General features: G+C 76.7%; 16 protein-coding genes and 1 pseudogene. 10 read left to right on the forward strand and 7 right to left on the reverse strand.

Going from position 1 to position 19,491, the window contains the following annotated elements; all coding sequences use genetic code 11:
• Window positions 1-102: 102 nt before the first annotated feature.
• The 5 genes and pseudogenes from FKM96_RS13995 to FKM96_RS22280 form a co-directional block, all read right to left on the reverse strand.
• Complete coding sequence (locus FKM96_RS13995; RefSeq protein ID WP_147795759.1) at window positions 103-1,185, reverse strand: NAD(P)H-dependent oxidoreductase; 1,083 nt, start codon at window positions 1,183-1,185, stop codon at window positions 103-105.
• Window positions 1,182-1,733: a dTDP-4-dehydrorhamnose 3,5-epimerase gene (rfbC, locus tag FKM96_RS14000; RefSeq protein ID WP_147795760.1), complete on the reverse strand. Its 552-nt coding sequence runs from the start codon at window positions 1,731-1,733 to the stop codon at window positions 1,182-1,184. Before rfbC ends, FKM96_RS13995 begins: the two co-directional genes overlap by 4 nt.
• Window positions 1,730-2,758 (reverse strand): NAD(P)-dependent oxidoreductase, encoded by a 1,029-nt coding sequence (locus FKM96_RS14005; RefSeq protein ID WP_147795761.1) that lies wholly within the window; start codon window positions 2,756-2,758, stop codon window positions 1,730-1,732. The genes rfbC and FKM96_RS14005 overlap by 4 nt, the downstream gene beginning before the upstream one ends.
• A 4-nt stretch (window positions 2,759-2,762) precedes the next feature.
• Window positions 2,763-3,410 (reverse strand): sugar phosphate nucleotidyltransferase, encoded by a 648-nt coding sequence (locus tag FKM96_RS14010; protein WP_210417278.1) that lies wholly within the window; start codon window positions 3,408-3,410, stop codon window positions 2,763-2,765.
• A gap of 43 nt (window positions 3,411-3,453) precedes the next feature.
• Window positions 3,454-3,588 (reverse strand): annotated as a pseudogene (locus FKM96_RS22280) (sugar phosphate nucleotidyltransferase); the annotation flags it as partial.
• 367 nt (window positions 3,589-3,955) lie between these two features.
• Here FKM96_RS22280 and FKM96_RS14015 point away from each other — a divergent pair.
• Window positions 3,956-4,795, forward strand: a complete 840-nt coding sequence (locus FKM96_RS14015) for a polysaccharide deacetylase family protein (protein ID WP_147795762.1) — start codon at window positions 3,956-3,958, stop codon at window positions 4,793-4,795.
• Window positions 4,792-5,856, forward strand: coding sequence for a glycosyltransferase family 2 protein (locus FKM96_RS14020; RefSeq protein ID WP_168216992.1), 1,065 nt, complete (start codon window positions 4,792-4,794; stop codon window positions 5,854-5,856). The genes FKM96_RS14015 and FKM96_RS14020 overlap by 4 nt, the downstream gene beginning before the upstream one ends.
• Before the next feature lie 139 nt (window positions 5,857-5,995).
• Here FKM96_RS14020 and lhgO read toward each other — a convergent pair whose 3' ends face one another.
• On the reverse strand, window positions 5,996-7,216 hold the full coding sequence (gene lhgO, locus FKM96_RS14025; protein ID WP_147795763.1) for an L-2-hydroxyglutarate oxidase: 1,221 nt from the start codon (window positions 7,214-7,216) through the stop codon (window positions 5,996-5,998).
• 158 nt (window positions 7,217-7,374) lie between these two features.
• Here lhgO and FKM96_RS14030 point away from each other — a divergent pair, with 158 nt between their 5' ends.
• The 5 genes from FKM96_RS14030 (at window position 7,375) to FKM96_RS14050 (ending at window position 12,429) form a co-directional block, all read left to right on the forward strand.
• The gene (locus tag FKM96_RS14030; protein ID WP_168216993.1) at window positions 7,375-8,232 is read left to right on the forward strand and encodes a glycosyltransferase; all 858 of its coding nucleotides are present in this window, start codon (window positions 7,375-7,377) and stop codon (window positions 8,230-8,232) included.
• Complete coding sequence (locus FKM96_RS14035) at window positions 8,229-9,383, forward strand: glycosyltransferase (protein ID WP_147795765.1); 1,155 nt, start codon at window positions 8,229-8,231, stop codon at window positions 9,381-9,383. Before FKM96_RS14030 ends, FKM96_RS14035 begins: the two co-directional genes overlap by 4 nt.
• Window position 9,384: 1 nt before the next feature.
• Window positions 9,385-9,903, forward strand: a complete 519-nt coding sequence (locus FKM96_RS14040; RefSeq protein WP_147795766.1) for a DapH/DapD/GlmU-related protein — start codon at window positions 9,385-9,387, stop codon at window positions 9,901-9,903.
• An 83-nt stretch (window positions 9,904-9,986) separates the two neighbouring features.
• Window positions 9,987-11,018 carry a glycosyltransferase family 2 protein gene (locus FKM96_RS14045; protein ID WP_168216994.1) on the forward strand — a complete coding sequence of 344 codons (1,032 nt, stop codon included), beginning with the start codon at window positions 9,987-9,989 and terminating at the stop codon, window positions 11,016-11,018.
• A gap of 223 nt (window positions 11,019-11,241) precedes the next feature.
• The gene (locus FKM96_RS14050) at window positions 11,242-12,429 is read left to right on the forward strand and encodes a glycosyltransferase (protein WP_147795768.1); all 1,188 of its coding nucleotides are present in this window, start codon (window positions 11,242-11,244) and stop codon (window positions 12,427-12,429) included.
• A gap of 190 nt (window positions 12,430-12,619) precedes the next feature.
• On the opposite strand, the gene FKM96_RS14055 is transcribed toward FKM96_RS14050, so the two are convergent.
• Window positions 12,620-14,215, reverse strand: coding sequence for an acyltransferase (locus tag FKM96_RS14055; RefSeq protein ID WP_147795769.1), 1,596 nt, complete (start codon window positions 14,213-14,215; stop codon window positions 12,620-12,622).
• 242 nt (window positions 14,216-14,457) lie between these two features.
• Here FKM96_RS14055 and mfd point away from each other — a divergent pair, with 242 nt between their 5' ends.
• The 3 genes from mfd (at window position 14,458) to FKM96_RS14070 (ending at window position 19,459) form a co-directional block, all read left to right on the forward strand.
• Window positions 14,458-18,099 carry a transcription-repair coupling factor gene (mfd, locus tag FKM96_RS14060; protein WP_147795770.1) on the forward strand — a complete coding sequence of 1,214 codons (3,642 nt, stop codon included), beginning with the start codon at window positions 14,458-14,460 and terminating at the stop codon, window positions 18,097-18,099.
• 130 nt (window positions 18,100-18,229) lie between these two features.
• Window positions 18,230-18,781, forward strand: a complete 552-nt coding sequence (locus FKM96_RS14065) for a hypothetical protein (protein ID WP_147795771.1) — start codon at window positions 18,230-18,232, stop codon at window positions 18,779-18,781.
• Window positions 18,782-19,012: 231 nt separating this feature from the next.
• Complete coding sequence (locus FKM96_RS14070) at window positions 19,013-19,459, forward strand: MazG nucleotide pyrophosphohydrolase domain-containing protein (RefSeq protein ID WP_246854980.1); 447 nt, start codon at window positions 19,013-19,015, stop codon at window positions 19,457-19,459.
• The last annotated feature ends 32 nt before the right edge of the window (window positions 19,460-19,491 follow it).

A 19,491-nucleotide genomic window follows, 5' to 3' on the forward strand; every position in this document is an offset into this window, starting at 1 on the left:
CGCGCCACCCCCCGATCCCGAGGGGGGGCAGCGCGAGGATCGGGTGGCGATGCGCGCCGGGTCGCGCGCCGGGTCGCTGGGCCCAGGCCCGTGCGCGCCCGGTCAGGCCAGGGCGGCCTGGGCCTCGCGGAGGCGGTCGACCAGCCGGCCCTCCGGGAGCCGGACGTCGTCGTACGTGAGCGTCGCGTCCTTCGGGACGTCCCGGACGAGGACGCAGCCCTCCGCGACGCCGACCGGCAGCAGCCGCTCGTCCCGCGTCACCGCCGCCTTCTCCGCCTGGCCGTAGTAGTGGTACCCGCCGAGCGCGTCCAGCACGGTGCCGGCGGCGAGGTCGGTCTTGGCCGTGGTCACGACCTCCACCGACGGGGCCCCGAGCGGCCGGATCGTCGCGTCGCCGAGCAGCGCGGCCCGGGCGATCGTCGTCGGCACCTCGAAGTGGCACAGGTGGTACGGCTGGTAGAACGAGTAGAGCGGCCCGGTGCCCAGCTTGTAGAGCTCCAGGTAGTGCCGCTGCTTCGGGTCGTCGTGCGTCGCCAGGATGTACACGCCCGGCCCGGGGCGCGCCCCGACCACGTAGTCGACGGCCCCGCCCAGCGCGCGGAGCTCGTCCACGTCGTACCGGGTGGTCAGCTCGTCGACGTGCCCGTCGTGGTCCATGCCGAGCCCGGTGACGAACCGGTGCAGGTTCATCTGCACGCCGGGCTGGTCGCCGTCGCAGCCGGTGTAGACGACGCCGGCCTTGTCGGCCAGGCGGGCGAGCTCGCCGCCGACCGTGGCGTCGACCTCGGCGTTCATCAGCACCAGGTGCTTGCCGTGCTCGAAGCAGGCGAGCGCGACGTGCGCGCCGAACTCCACCGCGCCGGTCACGTCCACCACCACGTCGACCGCGTCGGACGCGACCGCCACGCGGTAGTCGGCGGTGACGGCGGGGGTGCCGGACGCGGCGGCGCGGGCGAGCGCGGCCGGGGAGTCCACCTCGACGACGCCCGTGAGCCCCGCCTCGGTGTACGCCCGGACGCCCTGCTCCGGGTGCCGCGCCGCGATGGCGACGACGTCCATGCCGGGCACGGAGTTGACGATCTGGTTCACCAGGCCGCGGCCCATGAACCCGGCGCCGACCAGCGCCACCCGGATCGGGCGGCCGTCGGCCTGGCGCGCCTTCAGCAGCGAGTCGACGACGATCACGGCGCCACCTCGGCGGCGTCGGACGAGACCAGCGGCCACGCCGCGTCCTTGTCCGAGATCACCGTGACCGGCACGGGCCACTCGATGCCGAACGCGGCGTCGTCGTACCGGAAGCCCTGCTCGCCCTCGGGGGCGTACGGGCCGCTGACCTGGTAGATCACCTCGGCGCCGTCGGTCAGCGTCTGGTAGCCGTGCGCCACGTACGGCGGGATGAACAGCGCCCGCCGGTTCGCGGCCGAGAGCTCGACCATCACGTGCTCGCCGTAGGTCGGGGAGTCCGGGCGGACGTCCACGGCCACGTCGACGATCGCGCCGGCGGTGCAGCGGACCAGCTTGCCCTCGGCGTACGGCGGCACCTGGCGGTGCAGGCCGCGCAGCGTCCCGGCCACGTGGTTGTACGACAGGTTGCACTGCGCGACCGTCGTGTCCAGGCCGTGCGCCTCGAACTCGCTGGTGTCGAAGGTGCGCGCGAAGAACCCGCGGTCGTCGCCGCGCTCCTCCAGGTCGACGATCATCACGCCGTCGACGGCGGTCGGGGTGTACTTCACGGGTTCACCGTCCAGAAGAGCTGCGGGTCCACCTGGCCGGTCTTGAGCAGGTGCTCGATCTGCGCCAGGCGGGTGTGCCCGCGCCCGGTGAACGTGTCGGCGTCGAGCTGGATCTGCTCGAACACCCGGTGCAGCTGCGCGGCGCCGGCGGCGGCGTCCCAGTCGGTCTCGAAGCCGGGGAGCACCTCGCGGATCTTCGCGAACGACACCCGGTACGACCGGTTGTCCGCGCTCGGCTCGCCGAACGACACCTCGCAGCCGGGGAACTCGGCCCCGACCGTCTCGGCGATCTCGCGCACCGTGTAGTTGTTCGCGTCGGCGCCGACGTTCAGCACCTGCGCGTGCACGTCCTCGCGCGGGGCGTCGAGCACCGCGCGGATCGCCTTGGCGATGTCCAGGCCGTGCACCAGCGGGCGCCACGGCGTGCCGTCGGAGGTCATCGCGATCCGGTGCGTCGTCCAGGCCAGGCCCGCCAGGTTGTTCAGCACGATGTCGAACCGCTGCCGCGGCGAGGCGCCGAACGCCGTCGCGTTGCGCAGGAACGTCGGCGAGAAATCGTCGTCGGCCAGCGCCGTGACGTCCCGCTCGACCAGGGCCTTGCACCGGGCGTAGGCGGTCTGCGGGTCGGTGGGGCTGGTCTCGTCGACCGTGCCGTCGGCGACGCCGTAGACCGAGCAGGACGACATGTAGACGAACCGGCTCACGCCGGCGCGCTTCGCGGCCGAGGCCAGCGCGACCGAGCCGTGGTGATTGATGTCGTACGTGACCTCGCCGATGCGGTCGCCGATCGGGTCGTTCGACAGCTCGGCCATGTGCACGACCGCGTCGAAGCCGACCAGGTCGTCCGGGGTGACGTGCCGGATGTCCTTGACCAGCGTGTGCGGGGTCTCGTGGACGCCGTTGTAGAGCCAGCCGTTCTTGTAGTAGCCGGTGTCGAGGCCGGTGACCTCGTCGCCGCGGCCCAGCAGCGTCGGTGCGAGCAGGCTGCCGAGGTAGCCCTCGGTGCCGGTGACCAGGATGCGCACGCGCTCAGTCCTCCCAGATCTTCCAGGGGGCGCGACCTGCGTCCCACAGTCCGTTCAGCTCCGTCCAGTCACGGAACGTGTCCATGCCCATCCAGAAGCCCTCGTGCTCGTACACGGAGAGCTGGCGGTCCCGGGCGAGCTGCTGCAGCGGCGCGCTCTCGAGCATCACCGCCGGGTCGTCGTCGAGGTACTTGTCGACGAACTCGCGCTCGAACAGGAAGAACCCGCCGTTGACCCAGCCGTCGGCCAGGGTCGGCTTCTCGTTGAACTCGACGACCGTGTCGCCCTCGACCCGCATCTCGCCGTAGCGGCTGGACGGGTGCACGCCGGTGAGCGTCCCGAGCAGCCCCTGCTCGACGTGGTGCCGCAGGGCGCCGGTGATGTCGACGTCGCCGATGCCGTCGCCGTACGTGAGGGCGAACCGGTCGGCGTCGAGGTGCTGGGCGACGCGGCGGATGCGCGCGGCGGTCGCCGTGGTCAGCCCGGTCTCGACGAACGTGATCTCCCAGTCCTCCTTGGCGGCGGTGCCGTGGAAGACGGGCTCCGACTCCGCACCGTCCGCGCCGAGGTGCAGCGTGAAGTCGGAGGTCAGGTGCCGGTAGTCCAGGAAGTACTGCTTGATCAGGTCGCTCTTGTAGCCGAGCGCCAGCACGAACCGGCGGAAGCCGTGCTCGCTGTAGGTCTTTCATGATGTGCCAGAGGATCGGCCGGCCGCCGATGTCGACCAGCGGCTTGGGCAGCTTCTCGCTGGCCTCGCGGAGGCGCGTCCCCATGCCGCCGCACAGGATCACCACCGGGATGTCGGCGGGCGACAGGTCGCCTGCGGTCATGGCTCCTCCTCGGACGGGGGTGTGGGATGGCGCCGCGAACGCCGCGCGGCAGCCCCGAGGCTAGTCCGGGCATTTCGGGCCAGACAGGTACTAACGGGTGAAAACCGGACATATCACCCCAAGGGGGCCGCGGGCGGGTGGCGGGCGTCCCCCGGGTGGCCCAGGTGCCCCCCGCACGCGGCCGACGTCGACGGGTGCCGCCGGTGCGCGCGGGCGACGGAGGTCTCGCGGGCGGCGCCCGGGCGAAACCTGTCGAGCGTTCGGGTGAAAAGCCCCAAAACGGACAAACCGGGCCGGTTGCCACGGGCACACTGTCGTCCGGCGGCGGCTGCGACGTCCCGCCCGGCTGGATGCGAGGGGGAGGTCGATGGTCGTCGAGAAGCCGGCGCTGCACCGCGGCACCCGTCCGGCGCCGCGCGACCCGGGGGAGACCCTGGTGCTGCGGCGCGACCTGGGCGAGTTCGGGGCACCCGCGCCACGTCCGCTGCCCGACCGCGCGGCGCTGCGCCTCGCGCGCCCGCTGCTCCGGGGGCTGGCACCCACCGCCTGCGTCCGCACCGCCGACGCGGTCGCCGCCCTGACGTACGACGACGGACCGCACCCCGACCACACGGCGGGCCTGCTGGACCTGCTCGCCGACCGGGGCCTGCGCGCCACGTTCTTCGTCCTGGCCGACGCCGCCGAGGCGCACCCGGACCTCGTGCGGCGCCTGGTCGCCGAGGGCCACGAGCTCGCGCTGCACGGCCCCGACCACGGGCGGCTCAACCGGCTGCAGGACTCCGAGGCGATCCGGGTCGTCGCGGACGCGCGGCGGCGGGTCGAGGCGGTCGCCGGCGTGCCCGTCACGCTGTTCCGCCCGCCCTACGGCGCGCACCGGCCCCGTTCGCTGCGCGGCTGGACCCGGTCGGGGCTCGACGTCGTCATCTGGTCGGGCTGGGCGGAGGACTGGGTCGACGCCCCCGTCGCCGACGTCGCCGCCCGCGCCCGCGCGGCGCTGCACCCCGGCGGGATCCTGCTGCTGCACGACACCCGGGCCGACCCCGGGACGCTGGCCCCCGGCGAGCAGCTGCCGACGTTCGACAGGGCCGCCGTCACCGCGGCGCTCGTCGACCCGCTGCTCGCGGAGGGCTGGTCCTTCGACACCGTCGGCGGGCTGCTCGGCCGGTACCCGCGGGTCCGGTCCGTGTTCCGGGAGCTGATGTCGTGAGCGGGCTCCGGGACGGCGTCGCGCGACCCGCCGGCGTCGAGCTCACCGTGGTCATCGCCGCCTTCGACGCCGAGGCCACCCTCGGCGCGCAGCTCGACGCGCTCGCGGCCCAGCGCGTGCCGTTCGACTGGGAGCTCGTCGTCGCGGACAACGGCTCCTCCGACGGGACCGTGGACCTCGCCCGCTCGTACGCGGACCGGCTGCCGGTCCGGGTGGTCGACGCCTCCGCCACCCGCGGGGCCGGCGCGGCCCGCAACGTGGGCGTGTCGGTGGCGCGCGCGCCGCTGGTCGCGTTCTGCGACGCCGACGACGTCGTGGGCGACGGCTGGCTCGTGGCGATGCGCACCGCGCTGCGCACGCACGCGTTCGTCGCGGGGCGGTTCGACGGCGCGCGGCTGAACGGGCCGCGCGTGCTGCGCTCCCGGACGATCCCGCAGACGACGGGCCTCCAGGAGTCCCCGCTGCTCCCCGGGCTGCACGCCGCCGGGGCCGGGAACATGGGCATCCGCGCCGACGTGTTCCGGGCGGTCGGGGGCTTCGACCCGGGCTGCCTGTTCCTCGAGGACACGGACCTGTGCTGGCGGGTGCAGCTCGCCGGGGTGCCGCTGACCTGGGTGCCGGAGGCCGTGCTGCACGTGCGGCTGCGCGGGACGCTGCGGTCGACGCTGCAGCAGGGGTACCACTACGGATCCGGCGAGCACTGGCTGGCGCTGCGGTACCGGGAGCAGGAGGAGCGGCTGCGGGCGCTCGCCGCGCCCGGGCGGGCCGCCGGCGTGGCGGGGGCGGGCGCCCCGGTGGCCTCCGCGGCCGCCGCCGCGACGGCCGCGCACCCGGACGGCCACGTCGGCCTGCGGCGGGCGGTGCACCGCGTGCGCCTCGTCGGGCGCGACCTCGCCCGGGTCCGCTCGGTCGCGGAGTTCCGGTCCTGGTGCTGGGACCTCGGCTTCGGCCTGGGCTTCGCGTTCGCCCGCCTCGACACCCCGCGCCCGGTGGCCGTGCCCCGGGTCGCCCCCGGCGGCGCCGCCGCGCTGCCCCCGGCGGACCGCACGGTCCCCGCCTGATCCGCGGCGCCGGGCCCGCGCCCCCCTCGCGGCCCGGCGCCGCTGCCGTGCGCCCGGGCGCGGCGCCGGGTCTCCGATCCCGGACTGCGTCGCGCGGACAGGCGCGGGACGGAGACCCGGCGACCGGGGCGGCGCGTCGTCAGGCCGCGTGCGCCGCCGGGACCGCGGCGTCGAGCTGGTCCACGATGTGCCGCGCGATCTCCAGCGACGCGGTGGCCGCGGGCGACGGCGCGTTCAGCACGTGCACCTGCCGCCCCTCGCCCTGCAGCAGGAAGTCGTCGACCAGCCCGCCGTCGCGGCGCAGCGCCTGCGCGCGCACCCCGGCCGGCGCGGGGACGAGGTCGCCCGCCGTGATCCCCGGGACGAGCCGGGACAGGCTGCGCGCGAAGGCCTTCCGGGAGAGCGACCGGCCGACCTCGGCGGCGCCGGGCACCAGGTTGCGCGCGGCGAGCCGCCACAGCCCGGGCCACGCGAGGCTGTCGGCGAGGTCGCGCGGCGAGACGTCGGTCCAGGTGTAGCCCTCGCGCGCGAGCGCCAGCACCGCGTTCGGGCCGGCGTGCACGTGGCCCTCGATCCCGCGGGTGAGGTGCACGCCGAGGAACGGGAACCGCGGGTCGGGCACGGGGTAGATGAGCCCGCGGACCTGCGCGCCGGCCTCGGGGGTCAGCTCGAAGTACTCGCCGCGGAACGGCACGATCCGGGCCTCGGGCTCGAGCCCGCACGCCCGTGCGAGGCGGTCGGCGTGCAGGCCGGCGCAGACCACGAGCGCGTCGGCCTCCCGGTCGGCGCGCGACGTGCGGATCTCCACCCGGCCGGGGGCCCCGGGCGCGTCCGGGACCGTGCGCGCGGCGAGCACCTCCTCGCCGAACAGGATCCGGCCGCCGGCGGCCTCGACGTCCGCGGCGAGCGCCCGGCACACGCCGGGGTAGTCGACGATGCCGGTGCTCTCCACCCGCAGCGCGGCGACCGCGCGCACGTGCGGCTCGTGCTCCCGGGCCTCCGTGGGCGTGAGCCGGCGGGCCGGCACGCCGTTCGCCTCCGCGCGGCCGGCGAGCTTCTCCAGCTGCAACACCTCGGCGTCCGACGTGGCGACGACGAGCTTGCCGCACACCTCGACGGGGACGCCCTTCGCGCGGGCGTACTCGACCATCGAGCGGGCGCCGGCCGCGGCCATCGTCGCCTTGAGGCTGCCGGGCGCGTAGTAGAGGCCCGAGTGGATGACGCCGGAGTTCCGGCCGGTCTGGTGCAGCGCGAGCCCGTCCTCCTTCTCCAGGACGGTGACCTCGTCGCCGCGCGCGGCGAGCCGGGCGGCGACCGCCAGCCCGACGATGCCGGATCCGACGACGACGACGTGGCTCATGGCGCGCTCCTCGGTGCTGGGCCCTGGTCAGGGCGGTGCGGATCGGCTCGCCCGCACGGCGAGGCTAGCCGTCGGATCTGTCCCCTATGTCGCGTTTCACCCCAATTCACCCTTCGGGCGGTGCCCTCGGCGGGGGACGCCGACCTACGCTCGGGGCCATGACCCCCCCGAGCACGGTGAGTGCCGTCGTGTACTCCCGCAACGAGGCCGACCAGCTGCGCGACTGCCTCCCGCTGCTGGCCGGCTTCGACGAGGTGCTCGTCTGCGACATGGGGTCGACCGACGACACCCGCGAGGTCGCCGCGGCGCACGGCGCGCGGGTCGTGCCGGTGCCGGACGCCCCCGTCGTGGAGGAGGTCCGCCAGCGCGGGCTCGACGCGGCGACCAGCGACTGGGTGCTGTTCGTCGACGCCGACGAGCACCTGCCCGCAGGGTTCCGCGCCGCGCTGCAGCCCGTCCTGGACCGGCCCGACCTGGCCGCGGTGCGGCTGCGGTACGACAACGTCGCCTACGGCCGGATGCTCGAGCACTCGCTGCAGGGCAGCGCGAAGTACGCCCTGCTCCGCCGCGGCCGCGCGCACTACGCCGAGCCGGCGCTCGCGCACGTGCCGCCGGTGCTCGACGGGCCCGGGGTCGACGCGCCGGCCTCCGTGCCCGCGATCGCGCACCTGAACTTCCGCTCGGTCGGCCAGACCACCGAGAAGGTGCTCCGGTACGCCGCGAACAACCCCGGCCGGTTCACCCGGTTGGACGACCCCGTCCGGCTGGTCCGCGAGCTGCTGCGCTCGACCGTGTTCAGCGGCGCGTGGCGGGACGGGCGCGCCGGGTTCGCCGTCGCGGCCCTGCACACCTTCGGCCACCTGTACGCCTCGCTGCTCGTGGCCGAGCGCGCCGGCACCCTGACCCAGGACGTCCCCGCCCGGGACGCCCGGCTGCTCGGCGCCGTCGAGGGCGTGCAGCGCGCCGGGGTCGCCGCGCGCGACCGGGTGCGCCGGGTCGGTCGGGGTCGGCGGTGACCGTGCCCGCGGCTCCGACGGGGTACGTGCACGTCACCCGCCTCCCGCCCAGCCCGAGCGGCGTCGCCGCGTACGCCGCCGCCTTCCGCCCCGTGCTCGACGCGCTCGGTCCGACCGGCACCGAGCCGCTGCCGCCCGCGCCCGAGGCGTCCCAGTCCGCCGCGCTCGCCGTCCGGCTGGCGCGCCGCCTGACCCGGCGCGACCCGGGCGCGGTCCTCGTCGTCGAGCAGGCCGGCCGCGGGCTCGCGGAGTTCTGGGCCGCCTGGTGGGCCGCGCGGCGCGGACGGCGGGTCTGGCTGATGGTCCACGACGTGCCCGAGCTGTCCGGCGGCGCGTTCTTCACCACGCTGCTCGACCGCCGGGGCGGCCGCCGGGTCGCCGCGGCGCTGTCCGGCACCCTCGGCCGGCGCGCCGAGCGCGACCTGCTGCGCCGGGCCGAGCGGGTGCTCTGCCTGTCGCCGTCCGGTGCCGCGGCGCTCACGGCCGCGCACCGGCTGGACCGGACCGTCGAGGCGCTGCCGCACGTCGGCGCCGCCACCGACGACCCCGTCGACGGGCGCACCGAGGTGCTCGTGCCGGGGTACGTGGCCGCCGCCGACGACGTGCTGCCCCTGGTGCGCGCCGCCGCCGACCTGCCGGACGGCTGGGTGCTGGCGGTCGGCGCCTGCGGCGAGGAGACGGCGCGCGCGCTCGCGGCCGCCGCGGAGGCCGCCGGGGCCGCCGACCGGGTGCGGCTGCTCGGCTTCCTGCCCGAGGAGGGCGTGCGCGCCGCGTTCGCGCGGGCCGCGGTCGTGGTGCGCTGGCGGCGCGACGGCTGGGGCGGCGGCGGGGCGCACGCGGTGAGCGGCCCGCTGGTCGCCGCCCTCGGGAACGGCTGCGCGGTCGTCACCAACGACTCCCGGGGCGCCGGGCACCTGTTCGACGAGGCCCGGGTGGTCGTCGTCGGCGACGGGGCGACCGGCGAGCGGGCGCTGCTCGACGCCGTCCGGTCGCTGGTGGCCGATCCCGCTGACCGGCGGGCGCGCGGCGAGGCCGGCCGGGCGCTGGTCCGGCGGGAGCACACGGTGGCGGCGCTCGCGGCGCGGCTGCGCGCCGGGGCCGTCGCCCCGGAGCACGAGCACGCGGGCGCGGCCCGCGGGGAGGACGGCTGACGTGGGTCGACGGGGTGAGCTCGTCTTCAACCGGGCGCTGACGCACGTGCCCAGCAACGAGCTGCGGATCCGCACGCTCCGGCGGCTGGGCGCGGACCTCGGCGAGCACGTCTACCTGTTCGGCGGGTCCGAGGTGCTCGAGCCGGGCAACCTGCGGATCGCCGGGCGCTGCCACGTCGGGCGGTTCTGCCAGATCGACGCGCGCGGCGGCATCGACATCGGCTACGACGTGGTCATCGCGAGCCACGTCCTGCTGGTCACCGCCGACCACGACCTGCGGGACCCCGGGTTCGCCGGCCGGCTCGGGCCGATCACCATCGGGGACCGGGCCTGGCTCGCGAGCCGGTCGACCGTCGTGCGCGGCGTGACCATCGGCGAGGGGGCTGTCGTGGCCGCCGGCGCCGTCGTCACCCAGGACGTCGAGCCCTGGACGATCGTCGGCGGGGTGCCCGCCCGGCCGATCGGGGAGCGGCCGCGGGAGCAGCACTACCGGATCGACTACGGGCCCGAGCGGTACTGACGCCGCACGGGCTCGCGCAGCCCTGCCCTCTGTGATCTGCTACGGGTGATTTGTCCCGTTCGTGGGCCAGGCAGGGGGGAGCCGTGACCGCAGCACGCCCGACCGCCGACGGGCCGCCCGGGGGCGGGCGCGAGGCCGCGATCGACGTCTCGGTGGTGATCGCCGCGCGGGACGCCGAGGCCACGCTGGCCGCCCAGCTCGACGCGCTCGCCGCCCAGGCCCCGGCCTGCACCTGGGAGGTGCTGGTCGCCGACAACGGCTCGACCGACGGGACCCGCGACGTCGTCCGGGACGCCGCCCGGGGACCGGCGGAGGTGCGCCTCGTCGACGCCTCCGGGATCCGCGGGGCCGGTGCCGCCCGGAACGCCGGGGCGCGCGCGGCCCGGGGCCGGGACCTGCTGTTCTGCGACGCCGACGACGTCGTCGCGCCCGGCTGGGTCGACGCCCTGCACGGCGCGCTCCAGGACGCCGACGTCGCGGCGGGGCGCCTGGAGTGGGAGCGGCTCAACAGCCGCGCGGCGCAGGGGTCCCGGGCGTTGCCCCAGGTCGACGGCCTGCAGTACACCGAGCCGCTGCCCCGGCTCGGGAGCGCGAGCTCCAGCAACCTCGCCGTCCGGCGGACGCTGTTCGACCGGCTGGGCGGCTTCGACGTCCGCGCCCGCTACCTCCAGGACACCGACCTGTGCTGGCGCGCCCAGCTCGCCGGCGGGGCGCTCGCGTTCGAGCCCGACGCCGTGGTGCACATGCGGCTGCGCGACGGCCTCGTCGGGGCCTGGCGGCAGGGGCGGGGCAGCGGGATGGGGCAGCGGTGGCTGGCCGCGCGGTACGCCGAGGTGGCGGCGCAGGCGGATGCGGACGGGTCCGCGCCGGTGGCGGGCGACGGCGCGGTCGCGGGCGGCGACCGCGTCGCCGCGCGGCGCTGGCCGGCGCGGATCGCCCGGCGGGCGTGGCTCGTGGCGGGCGAAGCCGCCCGGATCCGGTCCCGGGGCGACGTCGCGCGGCTGTCCTGGAGCACCGGGTTCGGCATCGGGTACGCACGCGGCGGGCTGCCCGAGCCGGAGCCGCTCCGCGCGGGCGAGCTCGCGGTGGCCGGCTGCGGGCACGAGGCGGACTGAGCCGGCGCGCGGTGATCGGCGGGCGCGAGGCGAAGGGTCCGCCTCGCCGGCCCAGGGCGGGCCATCGGGGTCGGTCGCACCCGCACGGGTGACCCGCGTCCGGCGACCGGGCGACCCCCGGTGCGCGCACCCGGGTGACCGACTCGACGCGCACCTGTCCGGTTTGCGAGGGTATGTCGACATTCTCGGCCGCACCCGACGCCGAGCCGGCGGGAGGTGACGCGTGATCGACGCCCGGGCCCGCGCGGACGTGTCGGTCGTCGTGGTCGCGCGCGGCGACGAGCACGGCCTGCCGCACACCCTGCGCAGCCTGCTGGACTCCCTCGACCACGCCGCCGGCCGCCGGGACGACCGGACCTCCTGGCTCCGCGGCGAGCGGCTGCACGGCGAGCTGCTCCTCGTCGCCCGGGACCTCGGCCGCCTGCCCGCGCTGCCCGCCGACCCGCGGCTGCGCGTCGTCGCCGCCCCCGGGGTGACCGGCGGGCGCGCCCGGAACGTCGGCGTCGCGGCGGCGCGCGGCCGGTACCTGCTGTTCACCGACGCCCAGGTCCGGGTGCCCGCCGACTGGGTGCTCGCGCTCACCGCGCCGCTGCGCTCCGGCCGCGCCGACCTGACCGGCGGGGCGGTGCGGCTGACCGCGAACCTCGAGCGGCCCTGGCTGACGGAGGACCTCGCCGCCGCCTACCTCGACCTCGTCCCGGACCCGCCCGAGGTCGGCCGGGCGTTCAGCGGCGTCAGCATGGCCGCGACGCGGGCGGTCCTGGAGGCGGTCGGCTTCGACGAGGCGCTCGGCACCGCGCGCTGCCCCGACGGGCTCGACGTCGTGTTCCGACGCGACGTCGTCGGCGCGGGCTTCCGCGAGCGGGCCGTCGCGGCTGCGGTCGTGGAGCGCGACCTCGGCCCCCGCGCGCTCGTCCGCCGGGCCCTCATCGAGCGGGCCCGCGGGCACGGACGGGCCGCCGCGTACGTCGACCGGCGGCTGCGGGACGTCCGCCCCGCCGCACCCGTCGTGCTGCTGCGGCTCGCGGGCCGGTGGCTGCGGCTGCTGGCGCTCGGGCACGGCCGCGGGCACGCCCGGGCCCGGCTGCGGGCGCACGCCGCCGTCGCGTACCACCGCGAGACCCTGCGGCTGCTGCGGGCGCCCGCGCGCGAACGCCCCGCGTCCGCCGCCGGCGACGCCCCGGGCGGCGGCGGTGCCCCGCGCTCCGCCGTGCCCGTGGCGCTGCTGCCGCGCGACTCGGTGCCGCCGACCGCGCTGCCCGCCGCCGAGCCCGCGCCGACCGCCGCGGCCGTCGACGAGGGCGCGCGCGGCGCCGTGCACCAGTTCTGGGACCGCGGCCGCTCGCGCGGCGCCGAGGCCCGCGCGGGCCGCCCGCCCGCCACCCCGCTGCACGGCACCACGGCGTCCTGACCCCGCGGGGGGCGGGCGGGCCGCTGCCCCACCCACCGCCGGCTGCGCGCCTCCGCGCCTCGGGTCCGGAATCGTCGAGCGGATACGGGACACGTCGAGTGCCTATCCACGGGATAGGCAGTCGACGTGTCGGGTAGGCACTCGGCGGGGGTCAGGCGCGGAGGTCAGGCGCGGGGGTCAGGCGCGGCGGTCAGGCGCGGGGGCGGCGCGACGGGCCCGCCGGGGGGTGCCAGCGTGCGCCGGGCGTCGGGGCGCCGTCGGCCGCGGCGCGCTGCCGGGCCGGGGGCTCCGGTGCCGCCCACGCCGCTCCGTCGTCTGCCGGCGGTCGACCGGCGACGGCGCGCGCGTCCCGCGACCGGACCGCCTCGTCGGCGTGCTCCGCGGCGGGGCGCCCCGCCGCGACCACGGCGGCCACCGCCACCAGCGCCGCGGTCCCGACGGCGCCCTCGGCGGCCGAGGGGCCGGCGGCGATCGCGGCGTGCGCCGGCGCCGGCTCGAGCGCGCGCGGCACGTCCGTCAGCGCGAGGCCGTGCGCCGTGGCGACGTACCCGGGGGTCGTCGCGGTGGTGCCCCGCCCGGGCGCCGGCCCGGCCCCGGGCCCGCTCGCCGGCACCGAGCCCGCCGGCACCGAGCCCGCCGGCACCGCCACGGCGGCGAGCCCGGCCCCCGGCGTCAGCGGGAACGACCACGCCACCTCGCGCGGCCGGCTGTGCCGGGCCCGGCGTCCACCGGGCGCGTGCGCCGGCGGGGCCGCCCCCAGCCGCGGCGCGGGCGCGGGCACCGCCGCGAGGATCCGGGCGCGGGCCGGCAGCTCGACGCCGCGCCACAGCAGGAACGCGAGGCCCGCCGAGACCACCAGCACGACGCTGATCGCCGCGGGCCCGCGCACGGGCGTCGCCACGACGACCTTGATGACCAGCTCGTGCAGCAGGTAGAACGAGAACGACAGCGCCCCGCCCAGCTTCACCGCCGGGTGCAGCGCCCAGCGGTTGCGACCGTCGATGTCGCCCCACGCGCAGCCCGCGGCGAGCGGCGCGAAGATCGCGGCCAGCACCGCGGTGAGCACCGTGGGGTGCACGTCGACGGCGGCGGCGCCGAGCACGCACGCGGCGAGCACGGCGAGCAGCGCCCAGGCCGGCACCCGGGGGCGCCAGCCCTCGCGCACCGCGAGCGCCGTGACCATGCCGAGCAGGAACTCCGGGAGCCGGGCGGGCGGCAGGTGGAAGAGCAGCGGGATGAGCGACGGCCAGACCAGCGCGACGGCGACCGGCGCGGCGAGCGCGGCCCCGGCGACGAGGACCCGCGTGCGCGGCTGCATCCGGCGCAGCGCCCACAGCAGCGCCGGGAAGGCGGCGTAGAACGCGATCTCGCAGGACAGCGACCAGGCGACGCCGTTCACGGCGAACACGACCTGGCCGTCCGGCGACCACGCCTGCACGAGGAACATCCCCGACAGCACCGTGGCCGGGTCGACCGTGGCGCCCACCACGAGCACCGTCACCGCGAGCCCGATCGCGAACGCCGTGAGGTGGTTCGGCAGGATGCGCGCGAGCCGGCGGGTGTAGAACGCCCCGAGCGTCGTCCCGGGCTGCGCGGTCCAGGTGAGCACGAAGCCGGACAGCACGAAGAACAGCCCGACGCCGGTGTAGAACGCGCTGGACCCCCGGATGACCTGCAGGTTCCAGGAGTTCACGTGGTAGAGCATCACGAGCAGCGCGCCGGCCGCCCGCAGGCCGTTGAGGCTCCAGAGGACGGGCAGGCGGTCGCCGCCGTGCGCGGTACCCATTCGCCCTCCCGGGGTGGCAGTCGTCGGCCGGGGCTGGTCGCGGCTGCGCGGGAGCCCCGCGTCAGGCCTCTAGTTGAAGTGCAAATTAGGACAAACGGTGCAGAACGTGTCAAGAGGGGTGCCGCCGTCAGGGTGAGAGTGTCGGTGGTCGCTCGTACAGTGGTCGCTGCACCCCGGATCCCCTGGATCCGGGGTTCTCGTGCTGACCGCGCCCCGCCGCCGGCACCCCCGGAAGGAACCCAATGAACGTCGCCGGACTGCTGCCCGTCCTCCTCACCGACCCCGCCGTCGCGCGCGCCGTCTCCCTCGTCCCGTCCCGCGGCGAGGTCGACGTCGTCGGGCCCGCCGGCATCCGCCCCCCGCTGCTGGCCGCCCTCGCGGGCGCCCGCGCCGAGGCCGCCCCCGGTGCCGCGCGGCCCGGCCGCCCCCTCGTCGTCGTCACCGCCACCGGCCGCGACGCGGACGAGATTGCCGCGGCGCTGCGCTGCTACCTGCCGGACGACGACGTCGCGGTGCTGCCGTCCTGGGAGACGCTGCCTCACGAGCGCCTGTCGCCCCGCAGCGACACCGTCGCGCGCCGGCTCGCCGTGTTCCGCCGCCTGGCGCACCCCGACCCCGAGCCCGGCCACACCGGCCCGATCCGCGTCCTCGTCCTGCCCGTGCGCGCGCTGCTGCAGCCGGTCGTCGCCGGGCTGGGCGAGCTCGCGCCCGTGTCGCTGAACGTGGGGGAGCGGGCCGACCTGTCCGAGGTCGCCGAGCGCCTGGTGGCCGCCGCGTACAGCCGGGTCGACATGGTCGAGCGCCGCGGGGAGTTCGCCGTGCGCGGCGGCATCCTCGACGTGTTCCCGCCGACCGAGGACCACCCGCTGCGCATCGAGTTCTGGGGCGAGGACGTCGAGGAGATCCGCTGGTTCTCCGTCGCCGACCAGCGCAGCCTCGAGGTCGCGGGCCACGGCCTGTGGGCGCCTCCGTGCCGGGAGATCCTGCTGACCGACGAGGTGCGCGAGCGCGCCGCGTCCCTGGTGGAGCGGCTGCCCGGGGCGGTCGACATGCTCGACAAGCTGGCGCAGGGCATCGCCGTCGAGGGCATGGAGTCGCTGGCCCCGGCGCTCGTCGGCGACATGGTCCCCGTGCTCGACCTGGTGCCGGACGACGCGCTGCTCGTGCTGGCCGACCCCGAGCGGGTCCGCCGCCGCGCGCACGACCTCGTCGCCACCACCGAGGAGTTCCTCCAGGCCGCGTGGACCTCCGCCGCCGCCGGCGCCGCGACGCCGCTCGACCTGTCCGCCGCGTCGTTCGCGTCGTTCGCCGAGGTGCGGGCGCTCGCCGCCGTGCGCGGCCTGGGCTGGTGGACGCTCAGCCCCTTCACGCTCGACGCGGACGCCGCCGAGGGCGCCGCCGACCCGGACGCGCTCCGCAGCGCCGACGACGGCGTCGAGACCGTCGTGGTCGCCGCCCGCGACGTCGAGCGGTACCGCGGCGAGGTCGACCGCGCCGTCGCCGACGTCCGCCGGCTGCAGCAGGACGGCTGGCGGCTGCTCCTCGCGACCGAGGGCCACGGCCCCGCGCAGCGCATGGCCGAGCAGCTGCGCGCCGCCGACGTGCCCGCCCGGCTGGTCCCGGCGCTCGAGGGCGACCTCGAGGGCGGCGTCGTCCTCGTCATGCCCGCGCAGGTCGGCCCGGGCTTCGTGTCCGAGGACCTGCGGCTCGCGGTGTTCTCCGAGTCCGACCTCACGGGCCGACCCGGCTCGTCCACCCGCGACATGCGCAAGATGCCGAGCCGGCGCCGCAACGTCGTCGACCCGCTGCAGCTGCGGCCCGGCGACTTCGTCGTGCACGAGCAGCACGGCGTCGGCCGGTTCGTCGAGCTGGTGTCCCGCACGATCGGCACCGGTGCGTCCGCGGCCACCCGCGAGTACATGGTGGTCGAGTACGCGTCGTCCAAGCGCGGCCAGCCGGGGGACCGGCTGTTCGTGCCGACCGACCAGCTCGACCAGGTGACCAAGTACGTCGGCGGCGAGGCGCCCAGCCTCAACAAGATGGGCGGCTCGGACTGGGCCAAGACCAAGGGGCGCGCCCGCAAGGCGGTCAAGGAGATCGCCGGCGAGCTCATCCGGCTGTACTCGGCGCGCCAGGCGACGGCCGGGCACGCGTTCAGCCCGGACACCCCGTGGCAGCGTGAGCTCGAGGACGCGTTCGCGTACGTCGAGACCCCGGACCAGCTCGCCACGATCGACGAGGTCAAGGCCGACATGGAGAAGTCGGTCCCGATGGACCGGCTCATCTGCGGCGACGTCGGCTACGGCAAGACCGAGATCGCGGTGCGCGCGGCGTTCAAGGCCGTGCAGGACGGCAAGCAGGTCGCCGTGCTCGTGCCGACCACGCTGCTCGTGCAGCAGCACCTCGACACGTTCGCCGAGCGGTACGCCGGGTTCCCGGTGACCGTGAAGGCGCTGTCGCGCTTCCAGACCAAGGCCGAGTCCGAGGCGGTAGTCGACGGCCTGCGCGACGGCAGCATCGACGTCGTCATCGGCACGCACCGGCTCATCACCGGCGAGGTGCGGTTCAAGGACCTGGGCCTGGTCATCATCGACGAGGAGCAGCGGTTCGGTGTCGAGCACAAGGAGACCCTCAAGGCGCTGCGCACCAACGTCGACGTGCTGGCGATGTCGGCGACGCCGATCCCGCGCACGCTCGAGATGGCGGTGACCGGCATCCGCGAGATGTCGACCCTGGCGACCCCGCCGGAGGAGCGGCACCCCGTGCTGACCTTCGTCGGCGCCTGGGAGGAGAAGCAGATCTCCGCCGCCATCCGCCGCGAGCTGCTGCGCGAGGGCCAGGTGTTCTACGTGCACAACAAGGTCGAGTCGATCGAGCGCACCGCGGCCCGGCTCAACGAGCTGGTGCCGGAGGCCCGGATCGCGGTCGCCCACGGCAAGATGAACGAGCACCAGCTGGAGCAGGTGATCGTCGACTTCTGGGAGAAGCGGTTCGACGTCCTGGTGTGCACGACGATCGTCGAGACCGGCCTCGACATCTCCAACGCGAACACGCTGATCCTGGAGCGCGCCGACCGGCTCGGGCTGTCCCAGCTGCACCAGCTCCGCGGGCGCGTCGGCCGCGGGCGGGAGCGGGCGTACGCGTACTTCCTGTACCCGCCGGAGAAGCCGCTGACCGAGACCGCGCACGACCGGCTGCAGACGATCGCCGCCAACACGGACCTCGGCGCCGGCATGGCCGTGGCGATGAAGGACCTGGAGATCCGCGGCGCGGGCAACATGCTCGGCGGCGAGCAGTCCGGGCACATCGAGGGCGTCGGCTTCGACCTGTACATCCGGATGGTCGGCGAGGCCGTGGCGTCCTACCGCGGCGACCAGCCCGAGGAGCTGCCCGACGTGACGGTCGAGCTGCCCGTCGACGCGCACATCCCGCACGACTACATCGCGCACGAGCGGCTGCGCCTGGAGGCGTACCGCAAGCTCGCGGCCGCGGGGGACGAGGCGGCGCTCGAGGAGATCTCGGCGGAGCTGGTCGACCGGTACGGCCCGATCCCCGAGCCCGTGACCAACCTGTTCGCGGTCGCCCGGTTCCGGCTGCACGCACGCACCGCCGGGCTCACCGACGTCACCGCGCAGGGCAAGTTCGTGCGGTTCGCGCCGGTCGACCTGCCCGAGTCGGCGCAGCTGCGGCTCAAGCGGCTGTACCCCGGCTCGGTGCTCAAGCCCGCGCTGCGCACCGTGCTGGTGCCGTTCCCGACGACCGCGCGGATCGGCGGCAAGCCGCTGCACGGCGAGGCGGTCATGTCCTGGGCGCGGCAGCTGATCGACGCGGTCGTGCTCGGCGACGTGTCCGCCGCGGCGGGGGTGGGCACGGCGGCGCGCTGAGCCGGCCGGCGCTCCCGCCCGCCGGCTCGCGCCGGCAGCGCGTCGGGGCCGGTCCTGGCCCCGAGCCCAGGACCGGCCCCTACGATGGGCCCGGTCGGGCGACGGAGAGCGACGAGAGGCCAGGTGTGCGGTGACGCGGAAGACGGTCCGGCGGACGGTGTCCGCCGTCGGGGTGCTGGCGGTGGCGGGCGTGCTCGCGGCGTGCGGCGGCGGCCGCCCCGGCGCGGCGGCCGTGGTCGACGGCCGGTCGATCCCGACGTCCGAGGTCGAGACCGCGACCCAGGAGCTCGGCCCCGTGCTCCAGGGCGTCTCGGCGTCCGCGATCCTCGGCGTGCTCATCCAGGAGCCGACGGTCTCCGCCGCGGCGTCCGACGCGGGCGTCGCGGTGTCCGACGAGCAGGCCGCCGACGCGCTCGACCAGCAGGTCGAGGCCGCGGGCGCCCCGGCCCAGGACTTCTCGCCGGCCTCGGTCGGCGTCATGCGGTACCTGCTGGAGATCCAGGCCCTGCAGGGCGCGGACGACGCGGACACGCTGCTCGCGTCGCTGCAGGAGGACCTCGGGGCCCTCGACTTCACCGTGAACCCCCGGTTCGGCACCGCGGACGACCTCGGCACCGTCGGCACGACCGCGTACCCGTGGATCGTGTCCGCCGACGGGGCCGCGCCGACCCCGGCCCCGTGACCGACGCCCGCGCCGAGGCCGCGGCGGACCCCACCGCCGTCGCGGACCCGCTGCGCCGCCTCGTCGCGGTGATGGACCGGCTGCGCTCCCCGGGCGGCTGCCCCTGGGACGCCGAGCAGACGCACGCCTCCCTCGTGCCGTACGTGCTCGAGGAGGCCTACGAGGTCGCGGAGGCGGTCGAGGGCGGGGACCGCGCACCTGCGCGAGGAGCTCGGCGACCTGCTGCTCCAGGTGGTGTTCCACGCCCGGATCGCCCAGGAGGACCCCGCCGGGCCGTTCGACGTCGACGACGTCGCGGCCGACCTGGTCGCCAAGCTCGTGCGGCGGCACCCGCACGTCTTCGGCACCGCCGAGGTCGCGGACGCCGACGGCGTGAACCGGCAGTGGGACGCGATCAAGCGCGAGGAGAAGCAGCGGGAGTCCGTGCTCGACGGCGTGCCGCTCGCGATGGGCGCGCTGGCGCGGGCGCAGAAGGTGGCGTCGCGGGCCGAGCGGTCCGGGCTGGCCGCGGTCGCGCCGGCGCCGACCCCCGGCGCCCCCGGGGTGCCCGGCGACCTCGGCGCGCGGCTGCTCGCCCTGGTGCAGGAGGCCCGCGCGGCCGGCCCCGACGCGGAGGGCGAGCTCCGCCGCGCGACGGCCGTGTGGGAGCGGGACCTGCGGGCGGCCGAGCAGGGCTGACGGCCCGGGTCGGACGCGCCGGGCCGAAGGTC

Origin of the sequence: Cellulomonas sp. Y8 (assembly GCF_008033115.1) — a bacterium.
GTDB lineage: Bacteria > Actinomycetota > Actinomycetes > Actinomycetales > Cellulomonadaceae > Cellulomonas.

Coding starts and splice junctions, on each gene's coding strand:
- FKM96_RS14015 (WP_147795762.1), top strand. CDS start 3,956: ATGGTCGTCGAGAAGCCGGCGCTGCACCGCGGCACCCGTCCGGCGCCG.
- lhgO (WP_147795763.1), bottom strand. CDS start 7,216: ATGAGCCACGTCGTCGTCGTCGGATCCGGCATCGTCGGGCTGGCGGTC.
- FKM96_RS14030 (WP_168216993.1), top strand. CDS start 7,375: ATGACCCCCCCGAGCACGGTGAGTGCCGTCGTGTACTCCCGCAACGAG.
- FKM96_RS14055 (WP_147795769.1), bottom strand. CDS start 14,215: ATGGGTACCGCGCACGGCGGCGACCGCCTGCCCGTCCTCTGGAGCCTC.
- mfd (WP_147795770.1), top strand. CDS start 14,458: ATGAACGTCGCCGGACTGCTGCCCGTCCTCCTCACCGACCCCGCCGTC.